This window comes from Shinella sp. GW835-FHT14H05, from assembly GCF_058793575.1.
The window spans coordinates 1,244,319-1,266,920 of record NZ_JBXAFY010000001.1 but is presented as its reverse complement, the minus strand read 5'-3'; the positions used below and the strand labels follow the sequence as shown (position 1 = coordinate 1,266,920).

At 63.6% G+C, this 22,602-nt stretch carries 21 protein-coding genes; 5 read left to right on the top strand and 16 right to left on the bottom strand.

Annotated elements, in window-relative coordinates:
- Window positions 1-8: 8 nt before the first annotated feature.
- The 6 genes from AC1Q6Z_RS06215 to AC1Q6Z_RS06190 form a co-directional block, all read right to left on the bottom strand.
- On the bottom strand, window positions 9-770 hold the full coding sequence (locus AC1Q6Z_RS06215; RefSeq protein ID WP_492647071.1) for a sugar phosphate isomerase/epimerase family protein: 762 nt from the start codon (window positions 768-770) through the stop codon (window positions 9-11).
- Window positions 771-785: 15 nt separating this feature from the next.
- The gene (locus tag AC1Q6Z_RS06210; protein WP_492647070.1) at window positions 786-3,245 is read right to left on the bottom strand and encodes a glycoside hydrolase family 2 protein; all 2,460 of its coding nucleotides are present in this window, start codon (window positions 3,243-3,245) and stop codon (window positions 786-788) included.
- A 151-nt stretch (window positions 3,246-3,396) separates the two neighbouring features.
- Window positions 3,397-4,485, bottom strand: coding sequence for an ABC transporter ATP-binding protein (locus tag AC1Q6Z_RS06205; RefSeq protein ID WP_492647069.1), 1,089 nt, complete (start codon window positions 4,483-4,485; stop codon window positions 3,397-3,399).
- Between the two features lie 3 nt (window positions 4,486-4,488).
- Window positions 4,489-5,367, bottom strand: coding sequence for a carbohydrate ABC transporter permease (locus AC1Q6Z_RS06200; protein WP_492647260.1), 879 nt, complete (start codon window positions 5,365-5,367; stop codon window positions 4,489-4,491).
- A gap of 52 nt (window positions 5,368-5,419) precedes the next feature.
- On the bottom strand, window positions 5,420-6,322 hold the full coding sequence (locus AC1Q6Z_RS06195; RefSeq protein ID WP_439618931.1) for a carbohydrate ABC transporter permease: 903 nt from the start codon (window positions 6,320-6,322) through the stop codon (window positions 5,420-5,422).
- Window positions 6,323-6,399: 77 nt separating this feature from the next.
- Window positions 6,400-7,635 (bottom strand): ABC transporter substrate-binding protein, encoded by a 1,236-nt coding sequence (locus tag AC1Q6Z_RS06190; RefSeq protein WP_435267038.1) that lies wholly within the window; start codon window positions 7,633-7,635, stop codon window positions 6,400-6,402.
- A gap of 435 nt (window positions 7,636-8,070) precedes the next feature.
- Here AC1Q6Z_RS06190 and AC1Q6Z_RS06185 point away from each other — a divergent pair, with 435 nt between their 5' ends.
- Complete coding sequence (locus AC1Q6Z_RS06185) at window positions 8,071-9,096, top strand: LacI family transcriptional regulator (protein ID WP_492647068.1); 1,026 nt, start codon at window positions 8,071-8,073, stop codon at window positions 9,094-9,096.
- A gap of 10 nt (window positions 9,097-9,106) precedes the next feature.
- Here the strand turns inward: AC1Q6Z_RS06185 and AC1Q6Z_RS06180 are convergent, their stop codons facing one another.
- The 6 genes from AC1Q6Z_RS06180 to ccoG form a co-directional block, all read right to left on the bottom strand.
- A complete protein-coding gene (locus AC1Q6Z_RS06180) occupies window positions 9,107-10,093 on the bottom strand; it encodes a class I SAM-dependent methyltransferase (RefSeq protein WP_492647259.1) in 987 nt (328 codons plus the stop codon).
- A 188-nt stretch (window positions 10,094-10,281) separates the two neighbouring features.
- Entirely contained in the window at window positions 10,282-11,712 is a 1,431-nt protein-coding gene (gene gnd, locus AC1Q6Z_RS06175) for an NADP-dependent phosphogluconate dehydrogenase (RefSeq protein WP_256115523.1), read from the bottom strand.
- Between the two features lie 244 nt (window positions 11,713-11,956).
- Window positions 11,957-12,112 (bottom strand): cbb3-type cytochrome oxidase assembly protein CcoS, encoded by a 156-nt coding sequence (gene ccoS / locus AC1Q6Z_RS06170; protein WP_492647067.1) that lies wholly within the window; start codon window positions 12,110-12,112, stop codon window positions 11,957-11,959.
- Window positions 12,109-14,397: a cation-translocating P-type ATPase gene (locus tag AC1Q6Z_RS06165; RefSeq protein WP_492647066.1), complete on the bottom strand. Its 2,289-nt coding sequence runs from the start codon at window positions 14,395-14,397 to the stop codon at window positions 12,109-12,111. Before AC1Q6Z_RS06165 ends, ccoS begins: the two co-directional genes overlap by 4 nt.
- On the bottom strand, window positions 14,394-14,888 hold the full coding sequence (locus AC1Q6Z_RS06160) for a FixH family protein (RefSeq protein ID WP_492647065.1): 495 nt from the start codon (window positions 14,886-14,888) through the stop codon (window positions 14,394-14,396). The genes AC1Q6Z_RS06165 and AC1Q6Z_RS06160 overlap by 4 nt, the downstream gene beginning before the upstream one ends.
- Window positions 14,888-16,459, bottom strand: a complete 1,572-nt coding sequence (gene ccoG / locus AC1Q6Z_RS06155; RefSeq protein ID WP_492647064.1) for a cytochrome c oxidase accessory protein CcoG — start codon at window positions 16,457-16,459, stop codon at window positions 14,888-14,890. The genes AC1Q6Z_RS06160 and ccoG overlap by 1 nt, the downstream gene beginning before the upstream one ends.
- A 120-nt stretch (window positions 16,460-16,579) precedes the next feature.
- Here ccoG and AC1Q6Z_RS06150 point away from each other — a divergent pair, with 120 nt between their 5' ends.
- From AC1Q6Z_RS06150 to AC1Q6Z_RS06135, 4 genes are all read left to right on the top strand, one after another.
- Entirely contained in the window at window positions 16,580-17,335 is a 756-nt protein-coding gene (locus AC1Q6Z_RS06150) for a helix-turn-helix domain-containing protein (protein ID WP_492647063.1), read from the top strand.
- A gap of 63 nt (window positions 17,336-17,398) precedes the next feature.
- Window positions 17,399-17,812 (top strand): SRPBCC family protein, encoded by a 414-nt coding sequence (locus tag AC1Q6Z_RS06145; RefSeq protein ID WP_492647062.1) that lies wholly within the window; start codon window positions 17,399-17,401, stop codon window positions 17,810-17,812.
- Window positions 17,809-18,165: a VOC family protein gene (locus AC1Q6Z_RS06140; RefSeq protein ID WP_492647061.1), complete on the top strand. Its 357-nt coding sequence runs from the start codon at window positions 17,809-17,811 to the stop codon at window positions 18,163-18,165. Before AC1Q6Z_RS06145 ends, AC1Q6Z_RS06140 begins: the two co-directional genes overlap by 4 nt.
- Before the next feature lie 118 nt (window positions 18,166-18,283).
- Window positions 18,284-19,021: a GGDEF domain-containing protein gene (locus AC1Q6Z_RS06135; protein WP_492647060.1), complete on the top strand. Its 738-nt coding sequence runs from the start codon at window positions 18,284-18,286 to the stop codon at window positions 19,019-19,021.
- Window positions 19,022-19,063: 42 nt separating this feature from the next.
- Here the strand turns inward: AC1Q6Z_RS06135 and ccoP are convergent, their stop codons facing one another.
- Genes ccoP through ccoN form a run of 4 tightly spaced genes read right to left on the bottom strand, consistent with a single transcriptional unit; the run spans window position 19,064 to window position 22,458 of the window.
- Window positions 19,064-19,927: a cytochrome-c oxidase, cbb3-type subunit III gene (gene ccoP, locus AC1Q6Z_RS06130; RefSeq protein ID WP_492647059.1), complete on the bottom strand. Its 864-nt coding sequence runs from the start codon at window positions 19,925-19,927 to the stop codon at window positions 19,064-19,066.
- 2 nt (window positions 19,928-19,929) lie between these two features.
- A complete protein-coding gene (locus tag AC1Q6Z_RS06125; protein ID WP_064330326.1) occupies window positions 19,930-20,082 on the bottom strand; it encodes a CcoQ/FixQ family Cbb3-type cytochrome c oxidase assembly chaperone in 153 nt (50 codons plus the stop codon).
- Window positions 20,083-20,093: 11 nt separating this feature from the next.
- The gene (gene ccoO, locus AC1Q6Z_RS06120) at window positions 20,094-20,825 is read right to left on the bottom strand and encodes a cytochrome-c oxidase, cbb3-type subunit II (protein ID WP_492647058.1); all 732 of its coding nucleotides are present in this window, start codon (window positions 20,823-20,825) and stop codon (window positions 20,094-20,096) included.
- A 10-nt stretch (window positions 20,826-20,835) separates the two neighbouring features.
- Complete coding sequence (gene ccoN / locus AC1Q6Z_RS06115; RefSeq protein ID WP_492647057.1) at window positions 20,836-22,458, bottom strand: cytochrome-c oxidase, cbb3-type subunit I; 1,623 nt, start codon at window positions 22,456-22,458, stop codon at window positions 20,836-20,838.
- Window positions 22,459-22,602: the final 144 nt, after the last annotated feature.

Below are 22,602 nucleotides of genomic sequence, written 5' to 3'. Positions count from 1 at the left end.
CTCAGTCCTCAGAATGCCTTGATGGTGGCGATCGAGCGGGTGGCAAGCCGGGTAATGTCCTTCGGATTGTCATGCTCGACGATGAAATGCTTGGCCGGCGTGCCAGCGAGCGCCTTGGCGAGATCGGCCCAGGCAACGGTGCCATGGCCGACATCCGCCCAGCCGTCCTCGTCGGCATTCTCGCCCTTCGGCGCGATGTCCTTGACGTGCACGGCGGTGATGCGGTCGCCGTATTTCTCGATCCAGGCGAAAGGATCGGCACCGCCGCGGATGATCCAGGCGATATCCGCTTCCCAGGTGAGGTCCGGCCCGCCGGCAAAGATATGATCCTGCGGCACGGTGCCGTCTTCGAGCGCGAAAAACTCGAAATCATGGTTATGCCAGCCAAAGGTAAGCCCCGCCTTGCGGATCGGCTCGCCGGCCTTCTGCAGGCGTTCGCCAAGCGCGCGCCAGCCGGCGGCGTCCGTCGGGCGGTGCTCCGGCAGGAGATAGGGGCAATAGACCGCCTCGATGCCGAGCGTGCGGCAGATCTCCAGCACGCGGCCGGGCTCCGCCTCCAGCATGTCGAGGCTGAAATGGGCCGTCGGCATGGTGAGGCCGTTGCGGTCGAGATCGGCCTTCACCCGCTGGATCGCCGCATCGTCGAGCTCGGCATAGAGGGCGCTATAGCCCTCGACTTCCTTGTAGCCGGCATCGCCGAGAATGCGGAACACTTCGGCGAAGGGCTGGAAATTGCGAGCGCTGTAGAGCTGGAAGCTGACCGTCTGCATGGATGTCTCCTCGTATTATGCTTGATGGGTCTGGCAGGAATGAAGATCGAGCCAGTGGAATTGGGGGGGCGCACCGCTTGTCGCCGGAGTGAAGATCAGGGTCCTGGCTTCTCCGGCCGTGAGGTCGAAGGCATTGTCGGACCAGCGGCCGGCGACGTCCGCCTCGATTATGACGTGCAGCGCAAGGCCGCTCGCCGATGCGGTGACGGCGAAGCGGCCGTCGTCGCGCGGCGCAACGTCGAGCGTCAGGCCGGCGGCTTCGAGGTCGAGCGCCTTGTAGTTGACGGCGACGTGATGCCCCTCGCCCGCCATGCCGTTCGAGGCCGTGAAGGACCAGAACAGCAGCGTGTCTTCCGGCAGGTCGGCGGCGAAGACGGAGAACAGCATTTCTGCCTTGTCCGGTCCGCATGTGCCTTCAGCACTGCGATAGGGCCGGCGCTCGCCCGTCAGCGAAACGAGCCAGGTATCGAGCGTCACCTCCACCGGCTCCGCCGTGTCGTTGACGACGGAGAAGCCGATGGTCTCGCCGTCTTTGGACGGGATCGCGGCGACCGCCACGGGCTGGAAGAAACGGCGCACCATATAATGCATGGCCTTCCAGCTGCCGCCGTAATCGAGGCTCGACCAGGAGGCGACCGGCCAGGTGTCGTTGAGCTGCCAATAGAGCGTGCCCATGCAATGGGGTTTCAGCGAGCGCCAGTATTCGACGGCGGTGCGGATGGCGAGACCCTGCTGGACCTGGCTGAGATAGACGAAGCTCGCGAAATCCTTCGGGAAACGGAAATAGCGGAACATGGTGCCGGCGATGCGCTCGTTGCCGCCGGCGTTCTTCTGGTGGCTCTCCATCACCGGCGAGGCGATGTTCATGTCCTTCGGCTCCGCAAAGGTCCTCGTGACCGGCATGGAGGTGTAGGACTGGAAGCCGAATTCCGAGCAGAAGCGCGGACGCACGGTGCGGTAATTGTCGAAGGATTTATTCTCGTGCCAGACGGACCAGTAGTGCATGTCGCCGGAACCATCGGCATGCCAGGCATCACCGAAATCGAGATAGCCCGATGCCGGGCTCGAAGGCCACCAGAGGGCGCCGGGGGCTGCCTTCTTCATCGCCACTTCGATGGTGCGGTTGAGGCGGTCGTAGGAGACGAGGTAGCGGTCGCGGTTCTCGCGGCTGACATCGAACCAGGTCAGCGCGCCGACGAGCTCGTTGTCGCCGCACCAGAGCACGATGGAGGGGTGCGAGGCGAGCCGCTTGACCTGGTAATCCACCTCGGCGGCGACATTGTCGAGGAAATCGACGGTCGAGGGATAGAGGTTGCAGGCGAACATGAAGTCCTGCCAGACCATCAGGCCCATTTCGTCGCAAAGATCGTAGAACCAGTCCGGCTCATAGAACCCGCCGCCCCAGACGCGCAGCATGTTCATGTTGGCGTCGACGGCGGATTGCAGCAGGTCGCGCACGCCGGCGGGCTTGATGCGGGACGGCAGTGCGTCGGCGGGAATCCAGTTGGCGCCGCGGCAGAAGATTTCGCGGCCGTTGACCTTCAGCGCAAAGCGGCTGCCGGCCTCGTCCTTGTCGGTGATCAGCTCGACCTGCCGCAAGCCGACGCGGCGTACCACGATCTCGGTGGGCGTCTCGACGCGCACGGCATAGATCGCCTGCTCGCCATGCCCCGCCGGCCACCAGAGCGCCGGCTTCTCGATACGGAACATATGCGTGAGCTGGGTTTCGCCGGCGCTGATGCCGATATCGAGACGGATGCGCTCCCCGCCGAGCGCGAAATGCACCGGCAAGATGCCCGGCTCCTCGGCATGGAACGTGGCGGTCACGTAAAGATCGACAGCGCCACCGGCATGGTGGAACTGCCGCGTCGTGACATGCTCGATGCGCGCCACTTCCAGCTTGCGTAAAACAATCTCGCCGTAGATGCCGAGCGGCGCGATCGCGATATTCCAGTCCCAGCCGAAATGGCTCTGCGGCTTGCGCAGCATGTTGCCGTTCGGGATCGGCGAATTGCCGGTGGACCAGGGAATGAAGAACGGCTGCTCCGCCTGCCGGGCAGCACCCGCGGCGATGCTTGAATGGATGACCACCTTCAGCCTGTTCTCGCCGGCCTTCAACGCATCGGTTACGTCTGGCCGGTAGCGGCGGAAGCAATTGTCGGTATCCTGCACCAACACCCCGTTGACGTAAACGGAAGCGACCGTGTCGATGCTGCCGATATCGAGATACCAGCCGCCCTCCAGCATTTCGGGCGCAACCTCGAACGTGCGCTCGATCGCCCAGTCCTTCTCCGCCACCCACTGCACGTCGCGCTCATTGCGGCCGGCATAGGGATCAGGGATGAGGCCGGCGGCGAGAAGCGCGCTGTGCACGTCGCCGGGGACACGCATGGGGGCAGCGTGTGCGGCGTCGGTGCTGGCGAGTTTCCAGGTGCCGGAAAGGTCGATGGCGGTGATGTCGGATGCTTGGGTCATAGTCTTATCTCTGAACTTCGTGCTTGGGGCATTTGCCCGTCACCCTGGCCCTCTCCCCGCAAGCGGGGAGAGGGGAAAGCGACGTCTCGGCAGGTGCCCTTCTCCCCGCCTGCGGGGAGAAGGTGCCGGCAGGCGGATGAGGGGCAGCCCTTTAAATTCGCTCCTCCGTCCCCGCATCGAACAGCGATGCCAGCCCCATGTCGAACGACAACGTCACCGCCGTGCCCGGCGCGAAACGCCGCGCCCCGCCGACGCGGACGGACATCGTGTGGCCGGCATGTTTCAGCCAGAGCAGGTTGTCAGCGCCCATCGGTTCCTCGATGTCCACCGTCGCCTGATGGGTCTCGGCACCGGCGGCCTCCTCATTGACCTTCACATGCTCCGGCCGCACGCCGAGAACGACCTTGCGGCCCGGCTGGAGCCGCTCGCCCGCCTTGTAGCCATCGAGCGAGAAGTCGATGCCGTTCACCAGGAACACCGGCTTGCCACCGCGCTCCGCGATCTCGCCGCGCAGGAAATTCATCGACGGCGAGCCGATGAAGCCGGCGACGAACATGTTGCGCGGCTCGTTGTAGATCGTGTTCGGATCGGCAAGCTGCTGGATGACGCCGCTCTTCATGATGGCGATACGGTCGGCAAGCGTCAGGGCCTCGATCTGGTCGTGGGTGACGTAGATCATCGTGTTCTTCAGCGACTGGTGCAGCCGCTTGATTTCCACACGCAGCTCCGAGCGCAGCTTGGCATCGAGGTTGGAAAGCGGCTCGTCGAACAGGAAGACGTCGACGTCGCGCACCAGCGCCCGGCCGATCGCCACGCGCTGGCGCTGGCCGCCGGAAAGCTCCGAGGGCTTGCGCTTGAGCAGCGGGCCGATCTGGAGGATTTCGGCGGCGCGGGCGATGCGCTTTTCGATTTCCGGCTTCGGCATCTTGGCGACTTGGAGGCCGAAGGAGAGGTTCTTCTCGACCGTCATCTGCGGATAGAGCGCGTAGGACTGGAACACCATGCCGATGCCGCGGTCCTTCGGTTCCTCCCAGGTGACGTTCTTGTTCTTGATGAAGATCTGCCCGCCGGTCGGCTCCAGCAGGCCGGCAATGCAGTTGAGCAGGGTCGATTTCCCGCAGCCTGACGAGCCGAGCAGCACGAGGAACTCGCCGTCGCCGATATCGAGATTGAGGTTTTCGAGCACGTTGACCGCACCGAAACTCAAAGACAGGTCCTTGATGGAGACTGATTTCTGCATGGCTTAACCCTTGACTGCGCCGGCGGCGATGCCGCGGACGAAGAGCCGTCCCGACACGAAATAAACGATGAGCGGAACCGCGCCGGTGAGCAGCGTTGCGGCCATGTTGACGTTGTATTCCTTCACCCCCTGGACGGAGTTGACGATGTTGTTGAGCTGCACGGTCATCGGGTAATATTCCGGCCGGGTGAACACGACGCCGAACAGGAAGTCGTTCCAGATGCCGGTGATCTGCAGGATCATGGCGACGACGAAGATCGGCAGCGACATCGGCAGCATGATGCGGAAGTAGATCTGCCAGAACCCGGCGCCATCGATGCGCGCCGCCTTGAACAGCTCTTCCGGCAGCGACGAGAAATAGTTGCGGAAGAGCAACGTCAGGATCGGCATGCCGAAGATGGTGTGCACGATGACGAGGCCGGTCAGCGTGCCGTAGATGCCCATTTCGCGCAGCACGATGACGATCGGATAGATCATCACCTGGTAGGGAATGAAGGCGCCGACGATGAGGATGGTGAAGAAGATATCCGCGCCCTTGAACTTCCAGTTGGCGAGCGCATAGCCGTTGACCGAGGCGACGAGGATCGAGATCAGCGTCGAGGGAATGGTGATGCGCACCGAATTCCAGAAGCCGCGCGAGAGGCCGTCGCAGTTGAGGCCCGTGCAGGCGCTCGCCCAGGCCTTGGCCCAGGGTTCAAAGGTGATTTCCAGCGGCGGCGAGAAGATGTTGCCGAGGCGGATTTCCGGCATGCCCTTCATCGACGTGACGACCATCACGTAGAGCGGCAGCAGGTAATAGAGCGCTGCAAGGGTGAGCGTGCCGTAGAGCATGATGTTGCGGCCCGAGAGCACGCGGCGGGGTTTTGCCCCGTAGGGTTCGATACCGGCCTTGGTGGCGGCGGCAAGCGCCGGGCCGGCCTTGAGAACAACGCTGTCAGACACGCTTGCGCCCTCCGAATTCGAGATAGGCCCAGGGCACGATGATGATGGCGACCGTGACGAGCATCATGGTGGAGGCGGCAAAGCCCTGCCCCAGGTTCTGCGCCTGGAACATGTAATCGTAGACGTATTTTGCCGGCACTTCCGACGAGATACCCGGGCCGCCGCTCGTCTGCGCCACGACGAGGTCGTAGACCTTGACGATGCCGCTCGCGATGATGACGAGCGTGGTGATGAAGACGGGTCGCATCATCGGGATGATGATGAAGAGATAGGTCTTCCACATCGGGATGCCGTCGACGCGCGAAGCCTTCCAGATGTCCTCGTCAATACCGCGAAGACCCGCGAGCAGCAGGCACATGACGAGGCCCGTGCCCTGCCAGAGGCCGGCGATCAGCACGCCATAGATGACGATGTCGGAATTGTAGAGGGGATCGAAGGCGAACGTCTCCCAGCCGAGCGAGCGCACGACCGACTGCACGCCGAATTCCGGGTTCAAAATCCACTGCCAGACGAGGCCGGTGACGATGAAGGACAGCGCGAAAGGATAGAGGAAGATTGTGCGGAATGTGTTTTCGAAGCGGATCTTCTGGTCCATCAGCGCGGCGAGCAAAAAGCCCATCACCAGACTGAAGATGAGCGTCAGGACGCCATAGATCGCGAGATTCTGGATCGACATGATCCAGCGCGGTGCATCCCACAGGCGCTCATACTGGTCGAGGCCGACGAAGTTCGCCCGCGGCAGCAGCTTCGAATTGGTGAACGAATAGACGACCGTCCACACGGTGCCGCCGAGAAAGATGACGACGGCGGTGAGCACCATGGGAATGGAAGCAATCTTGGCACTGAGATTGCGCAGCAGTTTACGGGGTCGACCGGTGTGTACCTGGCCCGTCATGGGTCACTCCTCCTTGGTCTTCGATCAGGGGTGAACGACGCCTGCCAACAGCAGGCGTCGGCGTCACGCGACCCTGGTCAATCCGCCGAAGCGATGATGTCGGCAAAACGCTTCTGGGCGTCTTCCGGCGTCATCGATGCATTGGCGAAGAATTCGGAGAAGAGGTCTTCCTTCTGCTTCTGGCTATCGGCCGAAAGGAGCTGGTCGACCCATTCGACCACATTGCCCTTGGCAAGGATGTCGAGACCCTTCTTCATGCAGTCGTTGGCGGCGGCAAGGTCGACGTCGCCGCGCACCGGCAGCGAGCCCTTCTTCAGGTTGAAGGCGACCTGCGCCGTCGGGCTGACGAGCGTGGACGCAAGCACCTCCTGCGCCTTCGACTTCTCCTCGTCCTCAAGGACCGGGAAATAGAAGGCGTCGCCACCCGTCGCGATCACCTCGTTCACGCCAAGGCCCGGAAGGCAGGAATAGTCCTTGCCGGCAACCTTGCCCGCAAGAGCGAACTCGCCCTGCGCCCAGTCGCCCATGATCTGCCCGCCGGCCTTGCCGGTGATCACCATGTTGGTCGCCTGGTTCCAGTCCTGCACATTCGTGCCCTTGGACAGGCGACGAGCGTCGTCGGCCGCCTTGAAGACCTTGGCGACATCCGCACCGGCCGCCACCTCGGCGTCCTTGTCCTTGTAGACCTTGTAGAATGTGTCCTTGCCGCCAAGCGCCAGCATCAGCACGTCGAAGGCGCCAGCCGCCTGCCATGCCTGGCCGCCCACAGCGAGCGGAACGATGCCGGCCTTTTCAAGCGCCGGCCCGGCCGCGACGAACTCGTCCCAGTTCTTCGGAACGGCGACGCCCGCCGCCTCGAAGGCGCCGTTGGACAGCCAGAGCCACTGCCAGGAATGGATGTTGACGGGCACGCAATAGATCTTGCCGTCGATCGTGCAGCTGTCGAGCAGGCCCGCCGGCTTGATGATGTCCTTCCAGTTTTCGCGCGTCGCGACGTCGGTCAGGTCGCGCATCAGGCCGGCTTCCACCAGCTCCTCGGCCTGGCGGCCATGGTTGAACTGGGTTGCGGCCATCGGGTCGCCGCCGGTGATGCGGCTCACCATGATCGGACGGGCCGTGCCGCCGGCGCCGGCGATGGCGCCATCGACCCATTTGTTGCCCGTGGCATCGAAGGCCTTGGCGAATTCGGCGACCGCCGCGGCTTCCCCGCCGGACGTCCACCAATGCGTCACTTCCAGATCGGTCGCATGGGCTGCGGCGAACGGCAGGATCACGGTTGCTGCCAGCATGGCAGCCAAAGAACGGATTTTCATGAGTCTCCTCCCTCACTGAAACGTTGCAGTAAAAACGTAACCCAATCGATTTAATCGCGCAACCGGGCAGCGATCACAAAAACAAGGTTTCTTGTGAAGCAGGGACTTCCGTCCCCGAAGAGCATCATTTTGCGCTGCACAAGTTGCCATGTCACAAAACATCAAGGCCAGATCAAATATCTGTTTTTATTTATCTAATTCCGAAAGCAAAGTTCTAGCCAAGAGCGAAATTTCGCAACCGCATAAATTATCGCTTTGCGGCGCAACGCGGGCTCGAGCGCGGGTCGCCGGCAGCCCGTCGAAAAAATCCGCTCGACAAAAGACCTGTATCGTTACAGTTTTACAGGCGCTCCCGGTAAAGAGTGGCGGGGCGGGTTAAAAAATGTATAACCGGCCCACGGGGCACAGGCGTGGCAGGGAGGGGATGGACAGACGATGAGCGAGGGCCAGGCGACAGCGCTTCCGCCACCGAACGAACGGCCGACGCTGAAGACGATCGCCTTCATGACCGGCCTCGGCATCACCACCGTGTCGCGCGCGCTCAAGGATGCGCCCGATATCAGCGCCGAGACGAAGGAGCGCGTGCGCCTCGTCGCCCGTCAGATCGGCTACCAGCCGAACCGCGCCGGTGTGCGGCTACGCACCGGCAAGACCAATGTCATCAGCCTGATCCTCAGCCTGGAAGAGGAGATCATGGGCCTGTCGAGCCCGATGGTCATCGGCATCTCGGAAATCCTCGCGACCACGCAGTACCATCTCGTGGTGACGCCCTACCGTGCGCAGGGCAATGCTCTGGATCCCGTGCGCTACGTGCTGGAGACGGGTGCGGCGGATGGCGTGATCATCTCGCGCACCGAGCCGAAGGACCCGCGCGTCGCGCTGATGATGGAGCGCAACTTTCCCTTCGCCACCCATGGCCGCACGGAAATGGGGCTGACCCACCCCTACCACGATTTCGACAACGAACGCTTCGCCTACGAGGCCGTGCGAAAACTCGTCGAACGCGGGCGCAAACGCCTCGTGCTGCTGCAACCCCCGCCATACCTGACCTTCTACCTGCACATGCGCGCCGGCTTCGAAAAGGGCATTCGGGATTTCGGCGCGACCGCGCTGCCGTTCAGCCAGGTGAACCTCGACACCAGCCTCGTCGACATCCGCAAGGCGGCCGAGACGATGCTCGACGGCCCCGACGCGCCGGACGGCATCGTCTCGGGCAGCGGCTCCGGTGCGGTGGCGCTGGTCGCAGCGCTGGAGGCGCACGGCCGCAAGCTCGGCCACGACATCGACCTCGTCTCCAAGGAATCGCACATGCTGCTGCAATGGCTGCGGCCCGAAGTCGTGACCATGCGTGAAGACATCCGCCTCGCCGGCCGCGAACTGGCAAAAGCCGTGATCGCCCGCATCGAAGGCAAGCCTCCTGCAGAACTCCAGACGCTGAGCTATCCGATCCCGACCGAATGATGACGGGAGGCTAGTCGCGCCTCACGACGTAGACATCATGCCGGTTGCCGGTGCGGCCGATCGAGCGCTGTATGATCGAAATGTCGTCGGGCAACATCGAACGCAGATATTCGGGCGATATGAACGTGAGCCCCCAATCGTCCGTGACGGCATCCTCGATCAATCTCAGATCGCCTTGGTTGCCGACCTGCTTGAATGGCTGAAAATAGAAGCCATCGCGCTCGTAGGTCTTCACGAGATCTAGCAGGAATGTGTCCCGGGTCCACTTCTCATGACCGGCGAAACGCTCGTACTTCGGCAGCGGGACGTCCTTGATGATACGGGATGCAATGTCGTGCGGTCCGTGCACCGAGAAGAGAAAATGACCGCCCTTCTTCATGACGCGCCGCATTTCGGAAAACCATCGTTTGCCGGCCGCCTCCGAAAAGTGCGTCCAAATGCTCTTCGCAATGATGAGATCGAACATGCCATGATCAAAGGGTAGCGGTGGCTCCTGCTGGCTTACCTTCGCGACGACCCCGGGAATATGCTTGTTGACCCATTCGATGGACGCTGTGGCGGGATCGACACCGAACAGTTCCAACTGCTCGCCAAAAGCTTTCTGAAGCACCGCGAGATTGCGGCCGGAACTACAGCCAAAGTCGAGCAACGTGCCCTTGATATCGACTCCTGCCTTCTGCAATTCATCAAGCGCGATGTCGGTGTTCTTGAAGTCGTAGTAGATATTGTATTGGCCCGGTATGAAATGGACCGGCGATGCTGGAATTGGCAAACCGAGACCGGCCTCTTCGCGCTCTGCCTGGCTCGCCGCGAGCAGCCATTTGCTCAATTGATCATGCGCCGTGATGCCGGGTTGCCGGGCAATGCCAAGCTGTTCCATGATCTTGGCGCTTGCCAGAGAGGTATCCGGCTCCGAGGTCTCTCTGAATTCCCCCTGCTCGTTATGAGCAATCTCTTGACGACGGTTGGCGAGAAAAGACTGAAATTCTGGGAACATGAAGGTCACTCAGTTGATTTTTACACGTTCTACACAACCTGTATTTGTCGCGCAATCATTTAGCTTCCTAGGCACAGAGATGATAGGGCGAGTTCAAACAGACGGCAAATACCGACCATTCTGAATCGCCAAAGAAAAACCGCCCGCGAAAGTTCTTTCGCGGGCGGTTTCTTCGAACAGGCTTGAAATCAGCCGTTGAGGCCGGAACCCCACGGGCCGTGGTGGCTGTCGGCACCGTCGGTGCGGTCGAAGCCGTGTGCGCCGAAGAAGTCGCGCTGGGCCTGGATGACGTTTGCCGTGCCGCGGCCGCGGCGGTAGCTGTCGAAATAGCCAAGGGCGGAAGCGAGTGCGGGCGCCGGCAAACCATGGAGGGCAGCGGCCGAGACGACGCGGCGCAGTGCACCGTCGGTGTCCTTGACCATCGTCGCGAAGGCCGGGGTGACGATCAGGTTGGCGGCATCCGGCGCCTTGGTGAAGGCGCTGGTGATTTCGTCGAGGAACTGCGAGCGGATGATGCAGCCGGCGCGCCAGATCTTGGCGATCGTCGGCATCGGCAGGTTCCAGCTATATTCCTTGGAGGCGGCGGACATCACCGCAAAACCCTGCGCATAGGCGCCGATCTTGCCGGCGAGCAGCGCGCTTTCGAGGTCCTTGAGGAAGGCGGCCTTGTCGGCGACGGTGAGCGCAGGCACATCCGGCAGGCCGAGGATCTTTTCGGCGGCTTCCCGCTCGGTCTTGAACGAGGAGATGGAGCGGGCGGCGACGGCGGCCTCGATGCCGGTTGCCGGCACGCCCATGTTCTGCGCCTCGATGGCGGACCATTTTCCGGTGCCCTTCTGGCCGGCCTTGTCGAGGATCATGTCGACGATCGGGTTGCCGCTGATCGGGTCCTTGGCGGCCAGCACCTTTGCCGAAATCTCGATGAGGTAGGATTCGAGGCGGCCCTTGTTCCACTCGGCAAAGACGTCGGCAATCTCGGGCGCGCTCATCTTCAGGCCGTCGCGCAGGATGCCGTAGATTTCAGCGATCATCTGCATGTCGGCATATTCGATGCCGTTGTGGATAGTCTTCACGAAGTGGCCGGCGCCGTTTTCGCCGAGCCAGGCGACGCACGGGTCGTCGTTGTACTTAGCGGCAATCGAGGTCAGCACCTTCTCGACGCGCTTCCACGAATCTTCCGTGCCGCCCACCATGATGGACGGGCCGTGGCGCGCGCCCTCTTCACCGCCAGAAACGCCCATGCCGATGAAGGTGAGGCCCGAATCCTTCAGCGCATCGAAGCGGCGCATCGTATCGCGAAAATTCGCGTTGCCGGCATCGATCATGATGTCGTTTTTTTCGAGATAAGGGCGCAGCAGTTCCATCTGCTGGTCGACCGCGGCACCCGCCTGGATCATGATGATGATCGGGCGCGGCGGGCGAATGGCGGCGACAAACTCTTCGATCGTGTCGCAGGGCACGATCTGGCCCTGGAGGTCGCCGGCCTCCTCGTAAAATTCCTTCGTGCGCGCCACCGTGCGGTTGAAAACCGCGATCTTGTTGCCTTTTTCGGCAATGTTGAGCGCGAGGTTCGACCCCATCACACCGAGGCCGATAAGCCCGATTTCCGCCTGTGCCACGTTCATACCTCCGTAGGATGGCGCGGCGTGGGATTGGTCCGGACCCAGCCGGAAACGCCGCGCAGAAAGAGATTTTGGAGCTCCGCTCCAGCCGACGTGTTTTGGCATTCAAATCGATTTACGACAAGCAAATGTTTGGTGAAGCAACGCTTTTAGAACCAGTTGAAACTAAAGCATGTCGCGCAAAAGTGTGCAGCGGTTTTGCGCCAACGACATGCGAAAAATCAAAGAGCTAAAGCGCGCTTTAGCTACCAGGCCGGTCGTCGCCATCGTCGAGAACACGCCAGGCGGCGCCCTCCACATCGTCATATTGACCGCTCTTCAGCGACCAGAGAAAGGCGGCAAGACCGAGCCCGCCGAGGAAAAGCGCGATGGGAATGAGGAAGACCAGCGTGTTCATGCGGCTTGCACCATGGGCTCGGCCGGGCGTGCCTCGCCGGCTGCACGCGTCGCGAAGGCCGGCATTTTTCCGCGCAGTCGCAGCGAGTTGACCACCACGATGATCGACGAGGTAGACATGGCGATGGCGGCGATCAACGGCGTGGCATGGCCGAGAATCGCGACCGGCACGGCAATGACATTGTAGCCGATGGCGAGCGCGAAATTCTGGCGGATCAGGCGGCCGGCGCGGCGGGCGGTCTCAAGGGCAAAGGGGACGGCTTCGAGGCTTTCATGCAGGAAGACGAAATCCGCCGCCTGCCTTCCGACATCCGCCGCCGTCGCGGGCGCCATGGAGACGTGGGCGGCGGCCAGCGCTGGCGCGTCGTTGATGCCGTCGCCGACCATCAGCACACGGTGGCCATCGGCCGCGCGTTCTGCGACGGCCTGCGTCTTGTCCCGCGGCGAAAGGGCGGCACGCCACCGCCCGACGCCGAGCAAACCGGCAATGCGGGCCACGGCGGGCGCGCGGTCGCCGGAGAGGATGGCCATCTCGATTCCGTCCCGCTTCAGGGCGTGAATCGTCTCGGCGGCACCGGTGCGCAAGGCATCCTCGAAGCGGAAGGTTTCGAGCTCCGCGCCGTCGCGCGACAGCACGACCTCGGACAACCCATGTTCCTCTGCGCCCGTCATCGCCTTGCCGCAGGCGAAGGCGCGGTTGCCGAGGCGGAGCAGGCCCTGCGGCGTTGCGGCTTCGAGGCCACCGCCGGCAATCTCCTTTACCCCGTCAATGACGGGCGTCGGGCCGGCATTGGCCCCCGCAAGCGCCATCGAAAGCGGATGGCGCGAATGGGCGGCGAGCGCGGCGGCAAGCGCCAGGTGGCTGCGGTTGACCTTGTCGCGATCGACGAGGCGCGGCTTGCCGAGCGTCAGCGTGCCAGTCTTGTCGAAGACGGCGGTGTCGATTTCGGCGAGGCGCTCCATGGCCGAACCGTCCTTCACCATGACGCCACCGGCAAAAAGCCGGCCCGCCGCGACGACCTGCACGACGGGCACCGCAAGGCCGAGCGCGCAGGGGCAGGTGATGATCAGCACGGCGATGGCGACGAGCATGGCGTGTTTCCAGTCGCCATCGTAAAGGCCCCAGCCGAGGAAGGCGGTGAGCGCCAGCAGGTGCACGGCCGGCGAATAGATCTGCGCCGCACGATCCGCGATGCGGCGATAACGCGCCCTGCCCCCTTCGGCGGCCTCCATCAGGCCGATGACCTCCGACAGGAACGAATTGCGCGCCGTGGCGACGGCCTCGACCAGCAACGAGCCCGTGAGGTTCATCGGGCCGGCTTCGAGCCGCGTGCCGGGCGTGGCGGCGAGCGGATCGCTTTCGCCATTGACGATCGAGCGGTCGACGTCGCTGGCGCCGGACAGCACGCGGCAATCGACGGGGATGCGCTCGCCGGCGGCAATCGAGAGGTGCTCGCCGATGGCGATCTCCTCGACCGGGCGATAGTCGCGTGTGCCATCCGGCCGCACCACCATGGCACCGCGCGGCGAGAGGCGCGCCAGCCCGGTGATCGCCGAACGGGCACGGTCGCGCATGACATGGTCGAGCGTGCGGCCGATGAGCAGGAAGAACAGCAGGCTCACCGTCGCGTCGAACCAGGCATGTTCCGCGCTGTGCAGCGTTTCCCACAGCGAAACGACGTAGGACAGCGTGATGGCGAGCGCGATGGGCACATCCATGTTGGTGCGGCCGTGACGCAGCGCATTCCACGCCGACTGGTAGAAGAAGCGGCCGGCATAGATCAGCGTCGGGCCGGCGATGAAGGCGGAAATCCAGTGGAACAGGTCGCGCGTCGCGGCCTCCGCCCCCGACCAGACGGAGACCGAGAGCAGCATGATGTTCGTCGCGGCGAAACCGGCGACGGCGACGGCGCGGATCAGCTGGTTGCGCAGGTGATCGTCGCCCTCGGCGGCAAGCGAGAAGAGATGCGCGTCATAGCCGGTGGCCTTGATCGCGACGGCGATCAACTGCGGATCGGTCCGCCGCCCTTCGACCTCCTCTTTCCAGACCACGGAAACGCGGCGCGTGGAAAGGTTCACACGCGCGCGCTCCACCTCCGGCAGCGCATTCAGCGCGCCTTCGATGGTCGTGATGCAGGTGCCGCAAAACACGCCAGGCACGCTGAGATCGCTCTGGCGCAGTCCCTCGCCGACCAGGCGGCTGGCGAGCAACAACTCCTCCGAGGAGGGCAAAGCCGCACGCGCCGCCTCGACGGCGCCTTCCGTGCCGGGTGCGCAGCAGCTCATTGCACGCCCCCTCCGGCCACGGTGCGGAGCGTCTGGTGAAAGACCTTCGCGCCGTCGCGCTTCGTGCTGATATCAACGATCCATTGGCCGGCCGGCACGGCGTACTCCGCTACGAATAACCCCTGCCCGGCCGGCTGGAGATCGACGGAAAAGTCCTTGCGTTCATCGACCGGCCGCTTGAAGACGGCCAGGACGTCGTCGGCGATGATCGGCGCACCCTTGGAATCGAGGACCTTGTAGGTGATGCGGCCGCCCTCGATCGCCAGGCTGCCCTCGATGCCGCTCGCCGCCAGCGCCTTGGCTTCCGCCACCTTGCCGTTGAACTGCTGGCTGGCGACATAGGTGTTCGGCACGACGAGGCCGCTCCAGCTATGCGAGGCGTTCCAGGCCATGATCAGGTTGACGGTGATGATGGTGCCGAAGAACAGCACCATGACACCGAGCATGTGCCAGCCGGTGAAGACGAAACCTTGCTTGTGTTGCGTAGCCATCATTTCGCTCCCGGCGTGTTGAAATTGGCGGAATAGACGTCGCGTTCGTGGCCCTGCCGGTCCTCGGCGATGATGCGGAACCCGTCGGCCGCCTCCGCGAGGCGATCCTTCGGCAGCGTCACGAAGACCCGGACGGCCGTCACCTTATCGGGGTCGGCGGGGATATCGACGCTGCGGCTATCGGCGCTGTCATGGCCCGCGACCTTCATGGTGGCGCCCGGCATGCCCTCGATCGATACGGTGATGACGCGCGGCTCGGGGATCATGTTAAGCAGTTTCACGGCATAGCCGTTGCGCACCGAGCCGTCCGATTCGAGCACGAATTGCGGGTTGCGGTCGTGGATGACGTTGAGATCCAGCCTATCGCGTGACAGCAACGCGAAGACCAGCGCGAGGCCGGCGAGCGACCAGATGCCGAAATAGAGCAGCGTGCGCGGGCGAAAAATGATGCGCCAGTCGAAATGGCGGATCTTGTCGCTAAAGCGTCCTTTGGCGTCCCGCACGCGCCGGGGATCGATCGCGGTCGTGCCGCCCGCGGTGGCGAGCGCCATGTTGCTCGAATAGTCCGACAGCGTGGCATAGGCGATCAGGCCGCGTTCCCGGCCGAGCTTGTCCATCACAGTGTCGCAGGCATCGATGCAGAGCGCGCAGGTGATGCACTCCATCTGCTGGCCATCGCGGATGTCGATGCCCATGGGACAGACGACGACGCAGGCATTGCAATCCACGCAGTCGCCGACGCTCTCGCCGGCCGCGATCGCCTTCTTGGCATGGCGCGTGCGCGGCTCGCCGCGCCAGTCGTTGTAGGTGACGACCAGCGAGCTTTCATCGAGCATCGCCGCCTGGATGCGCGGCCACGGACACATATAGGTGCAGACCTGCTCGCGCATCAGCCCGCCGAAAACGTAAGTAGTGGCCGTCAGGATGGCGACGGTCATGTAGGCGACGGGCGGCGCCTGAAGCGTCGCGAAATTGACGAGCAGGGTCGGCGCATCGGCGAAATAGAAGATCCACGCGCCGCCGGTCGCCACCGCGATGACCAGCCAGATGACATGTTTGCTGACGCGCTTCCACACCTTGTCCAGCGTCCACGGTCCGCTGTCGAGCTTGATGCGCGCATTGCGGTCACCCTCGATCGCCCGTTCTACCACGAGGAAGAGATCGACCCAGACGGTCTGCGGACAGGCATAACCGCACCAGGCCCGCCCGACGGCGGAGGTGACGAGGAAGAGCCCGAAACCCGCCATGACGAGCAGGCCCGCCACGAAGAAGAATTCCTGCGGCCAGATCTCGATGAAGAAGACGTAGAAGCGGCGGCCGGCGAGATCGACGAGCACGGCCTGGTCCGGCGCATGCGGGCCGCGGTCCCAGCGGATCCACGGCGTCAGGTAGTAGATGCCGAGCGTCACCAGCATGACCAGCCATTTGAACTGCCGGAACCGCCCCTCCGCGCGCTTCGGGAAGATCTTCTTGCGCTTCTCGTAAAGCGGCTTGCGGACCTTCGCCGAATTGACGGGTTCGGCGTCGTGGCGCTCGACGGAATTGTAGATCGTGGTGGTATTCTGTTGCATGGCTTCTGCGGCACCTGTCGTTGTGCCACCACAATGACGCCAACAACCGCCGCCATCGTTGATGTAAGTCAAGTTTGCGGCGTGGCATGGCGTGGCGGGTTGCCGCACAGAAAGGACGCGATGACGGAGACGATCCTGGCGAAACGCTACGGCGATTACCGCGAATATGCCGCCGCGGGCGCGCTTTCGGCCGTGCTTCGCTGCGCCTGGATGCACCGGGCGCCGGAGGGAGAGTCGGCCCCGCGCATCGCCGTCGTGCCGGATGGCTGCGTCGACCTGCTGTGGACGGAGCAAGGTTTTCTCATTGCAGGCCCGGACCGGACCGCCGCGTTTCCAAGGCTGCGGCCGGGCGAGGCGATCCTGGGCCTGCGCTTCCAGCCGGGCATCGCGCGCCACCTCCTGCGCTGCGATCTTGATGCCCTGACCGGCCGGGTCGTGCCCTTCGCCGATATCCGCCCGGGCGGATTGAACCGGCATCATGAACGCCTGCTCGCGGCCGGCGATCCGCTGAAAAGGCTCCGGCTGCTGCAGACGATTTTCGCTTCGGAGATGTGCGACCTGCCCGCCATGCGGCCCGATGCCGCGGCGCTTCATGCGCTGAGCACGCGCTTGCCGGCAGAATCGATCGCCGCCGAAATCGGCGTGACGGAGCGCACCTTGCGGCGGCTGAGCGTGGCGGAATTCGGCTACGGCCCGAAGACGCTTGCCCGCATCCTGCGGCTGCAAAGGCTGCTCGACCGGATTGAAACCCCGGAAACGTCGCTGGCCGGGCTTGCAGCCGATTCCGGCTTTGCCGACCAGGCGCATATGAACCGCGACGTGCTGGCGCTGACCGGCCTGACGCCGGGCGAAATCCTGCGGCAGATGCGCGGCTGACTGTCCGTTTCGTTCAAGACTTCGCGCGCCGATCGCGTATGGTCGCGCCGAAGGAGAAAACCGATGACGACCATGCCCGCCCGCATCATCCACCGGACCATTCGGCGCGACTGGCGCACGGTCTATGACTTTGCCGCCAAGCCGGAAAACATGCCGCTCTGGGCATCCGGCCTCGCCTCCGGCCTGACACGCGACGGCGAGGACTGGATCGCCGATGGCGGACCGATCGGCAATGTGCGCGTGCGCTTTGCGCCGCCGAACGATTTTGGCGTGGTCGACCACACGGTGACGCTGCCAAACGGCCTTGTGGTGGAAAACGCGCTGCGCATCGTGCCGAATGGCGATGGATGCGAGGTGATGTTCACGCTGCTGCGGCAACCGGATATGGACGACGCAGCCTTTGAGTCGGACGCGGCGCATGTGACGCGCGACCTCGAAGCGCTGGTAAAACTCATGGAACAGGAGACGCCGCGATGAGCAACAGGGGCGCGGATCGCAAGATCGACTATATCGAATTCAACGTCGCGGATATCGCCCGGAGCAAGGCCTTCTACGGCGACGCCTTCGGCTGGACCTTCACCGACTACGGCCCGCAATATTGCGAATTTCAGGACGGCCGCCTCACCGGCGGTTTCACGACGACGGCGCCGGTGCATGCCAGCGGCGGGCCGCTGGTCATTCTCTTCGCGGATGATCTGGAAGCCATCTTCGGCAGCGTGGAAAAGGCCGGCGGAACGATCGTCAAGCCGATCTTCGACTTTCCCGGCGGCCGGCGTTTCCAGTTCACCGATCCGGATGGCTACGAGCTTGCGGTCTGGTCCGACCGCTAGACTGCCTTCCCTTACGTCAATGTGATCGCCCGGAAGACTTTTATCGAAGCAATTCAGGCTTTTTCAATCAGACGCTCCTAGTGAGGAGCCCGCGATCAACAATCGGCGCGGGCTCCTCATGTACAAAATCCTGGGCAAGGCATTGGCGGTGGGCGTGCTCTCCACGCTGGCATCGCTGATGATCAGCTTCGCCTTCGTTCCCATGATGGGTGGCGAGGTGGCCGGCGCCGGCCTCGTCATGACGATCGTCTGCCCGATCGCCATCTCCATCCCGGCTTCGCTCGTGCATTTTTACCTGGCGGAGAAGGTGCGCTCGGCCAACGCCGCGCTGGCGCAAGCGAAAGACGAGCTCGCCGACGCCTATGCCCGCCTGCAATACCAGGCGCAGCGCGATGCCCTGACCGGCGTCTTCACCCGCGCGACCTTCATGGCAGCCCTCGATGAACGCAGCCGCGCCGGCGCGCATGGCGGCCTGCTCTTCCTCGACGTGGATCATTTCAAGTCGGTCAACGACCGTTTCGGCCATGCGGCCGGCGACGAGGCGCTCAGCCGCATCGGCACCCTGCTGTCCCGGCTGGTCGCGGAAGACGACCTGGTCGGTCGGCTCGGCGGCGAGGAATTCGCCGTCTTCCTGCACGCGGCCTCGCCGGAGCGCATGCTCGATCGTTCGCAGGCGATCCGCGAGGCGGTGGAAGCCATCGACCTGCGCACCTCCTTGGGCGTGCGGATCGCGCTCGGCATCAGCATCGGCGCCTTCCATTGCGCGCCGCGTTTCGATCCTGTCGAGACGCTCGCCGCATCCGACCGCAATCTCTACCGCGCCAAATCCATGGGCCGGAACATGGTCGTCGCCTGAAGAAAAAGGCCGCGGACACCGCGGCCTTCGTGTTTGTGGCGCTTATTCGCCGCCACCGAGCGAATGCACGAATACGGCGAGCTGCTTGACCGCGGGGTCGCCGAGGCGGGGCAGCCAGGCGGGCATGACGCCGTGTTTCGGCGACTTGACCTGCGCGGCGATGGCGGCCTCGCCCTCGCCCTTCAGCCAGATGGCGTCGGCAAGGTCGGGCGCGCCCATCTCGCGGTTGCCCTTGGCATCGTCGCCATGGCAGGCGGCGCAGTTGTCAGCGAAAATCTGCTTGCCGGGCTCGATCAGGCTCGCATTTGACGGCGTGCCTGTCAGGCTGACCACATAGGCCGCGACCTGCTTGATCTCGTCGGGCTGGAGGATGTCGCCATAGGCCGGCATTTCCGAGATGCGGGTGTCGTCGTCGCCCGGATGGCGGATGCCGTGGGCGATCGTCTGGTAGATGTCGTCCACCGTACCGCCCCAGACCCAGTCGTCATCGTTGAGGTTCGGGAAGCCGGCGGCACCCGCCGCCCCCGAGCCGTGGCACTGCGCACAGTTCACCTTGAAGGCCGAGGCGCCGCCGGCAATGGCGAATTGCGAGAGTTGCGGATCGGCCAGAATCTCCTGCAAGGACGATTTTGCGATGCGGTCGACGAAGCCTGCCTGGGCTTCCTTGGCGCTCGCCAGTTCCGTCGCGATGTTGGCGCGGCTCGACCATCCCAGCATGCCCTTGGTCGTATCGGAGATCAGCGGCCAGGCCGGGAAGGCGATCGTGTAGCCGATCGCCCAGAGGATCGTCGCGTAGAACGTCCAGACCCACCAGCGCGGCATCGGGTTGTTCAGCTCGCGAATACCATCCCATTCGTGGCCGGTGGTTTCGACGCCCGAGATTTCGTCAATGTGTTTCTCGGCCATGATCAGTCCTCCTTGAGGGGGATTTCGGCAGCCCGTTCGGCGGCCTTGCGGGCGCCGGGGCGTAGGGTGAAGACGACGACGGCGAGGAAGAACAGCGTCATGGCGAGCAGCCCCCAGCTATCGGCGAAATGGCGCATGGCAGTATAGGTTTCCATGGGTAGCCTCCTCAGCGATAACCGGCGGCATCGTCATAGGTGGAGAAATCCACCAGCGTGCCGAGCATTTGCAGATAGGCGACAAGCGCATCCATTTCGGTGAGCTTCCTGGGATCGCCGTCGAAATCGCCGAACTTCGCCTTCGGATAGCGGGCCTCGATGCCGGACGTATCGGCGTTCGGATCGGCCTGCGCCTTCAGATCGGCCTCGGCGTTTTCCAGCATCTCGTCCGTATAGGGCACGCCGACGGCGCGGTTGGCGGAGAGGTGCATCGAGACGTTCTTCACCTCCAGCGGCGTTTCCTTGAGGAAGGCGTAGCTCGGCATCACCGATTCCGGCACGACCGAGCGCGGCTCGACCAGGTGCTGGACGTGCCACTCGTTCGAGTAGCGATCGCCGACGCGGGCTAGGTCCGGCCCCGTGCGCTTCGAGCCCCACTGGAACGGGTGGTCGTACATCGATTCCGCGGCGAGCGAATAATGCCCGTAGCGCTCGACCTCGTCGCGGAAGGGCCGGATCATCTGGCTGTGACAGACGTAGCAGCCCTCGCGGACATAGATGTCGCGCCCGGCAAGCTCCAGCGGCGAATAGGGCCGCATGCCCTCCACCTTCTCGATGGTGTTTTCGAGGTAGAAGAGCGGCGCGATCTCGACGATGCCGCCGATGGTGACCACGAGGAGCGAGCCGACGAGGAGAAGCGTCGCGTTGCGTTCGAGGATGGCGTGTTTATCAAGAATGGACATCGGGTCCCTCCTATTCGGCCGGCTGGAGCGCGGGCGCAGCCCCCGGGATCGGGGCCTCGTCGCGCTGGTAGCCGAGGATTGTCATGGTCACGTTGTAGGCCATGATGAGCGCGCCCAGCAGGAACAGCCCACCGCCGACGGCACGCAGCACGTAGTAGGGGAACATGGCCGCCACCGTTTCGGCGAACGAGTAAACGAGGAAGCCCTGCTCGTCGTATTCGCGCCACATCAGGCCCTGCTGGATGCCGGCGACCCACATGACGGCCGCGTAGACGACGATGCCGAGGGTGGCGAGCCAGAAGTGCCAGTTGACCATGCGGATCGAATAGAGCCGCTCGCGCTTCCACAGTTTCGGCACGAGGAAGTAGATTGCGCCGAAGGTGATGAGGCCGTTCCAGCCGAGTGCGCCCGAATGCACATGGCCGATCGTCCAGTCCGTATAGTGGCTGAGCGAGTTGACCGACTTGATCGACATCATCGGGCCTTCGAAGGTCGCCATGCCGTAGAAGGCGACGGCCATGACCATCATGCGCACGATCGGGTCGGTGCGGATCTTGTCCCAGGCGCCGGACAGCGTCATCAGGCCGTTGATCATGCCGCCCCACGAGGGCATCCAGAGCATGATGGAGAAGACCATGCCGAGCGTCTGCGCCCAGTCGGGCAGCGCCGTGTAATGCAGGTGGTGGGGGCCGGCCCAGATATACATGAAGATCAGCGCCCAGAAGTGGATGATCGACAGCCGGTAGGAATAGACCGGGCGGTTCACCTGCTTCGGGATGAAGTAGTACATCATGCCGAGGAAGCCGGCCGTCAGGAAGAAGCCCACGGCATTATGGCCGTACCACCATTGCGTCAGCGCATCCTGCACGCCGGAAAAGGCCGAGTAGCTCTTCACGCCGAGGAAGGAGACGGGGACCGCCAGGTTGTTGACGATGTGCAGCATGGCGATCGTGACGATGAACGACAGGAAGAACCAGTTCGCCACGTAGATATGCGGTTCCTTGCGGGTCATGATCGTGCCCAGGAACGCGATGAGATAACAGACCCACACGACGGTCAGCCACAGGTCGACATACCATTCCGGCTCGGCATATTCCCTGCCCTGCGTGATGCCGAGCAGATAGCCGGTGGCGGCCATGACGATGAAGAGCTGGTAACCCCAGAACACGAACCAGCCGAGATTGCCGCCGAACAGCCGCGCGCGCGAGGTGCGCTGCACGACATAGAAGGAGGTGGCGATCAGCGCATTGCCGCCGAAGGCGAAGATCACCGCCGAGGTGTGCAGCGGGCGCGTGCGGCCGAAGTTCAGCCCGGGCTCGATGTTGAGATCGGGAAAGGCCAGCTGCAGCGCTACGACGACGCCGACGAGAAAGCCGACGACGCCCCAGAACACGGTCGCGATGACGCCGTACTTGATGACCTCGTCGAAATAGCCGTCGTCATCCGAAGACGACGTGGCGGCGACGGCGGGCGCAAAGGAAATGCGCCGCACCATGAAGAGCGTGCTGGCCAGCAGCACGAAGAAGAGGACCCACATATGGGCCTCGAAGAGCCTGTCCTGGGCAAAGGCCGCGCCGAGCAGCGCAATGAACGCTCCCACGGCCAGGACGATCGTTTCCGTCATGAATTTCATCGTTGGCATCCCCCAACCGGTCAAGTTCCCGCTCAAGCCGGCTCCCTCGCGGAGCAGGCCCTTGCGCTCGATTGAGGCTTCGCAGATGCGCAGGCGAGCATCCTTGACATGGATCAAGGCAGCGGACGGAAGCCGGCGGCATCA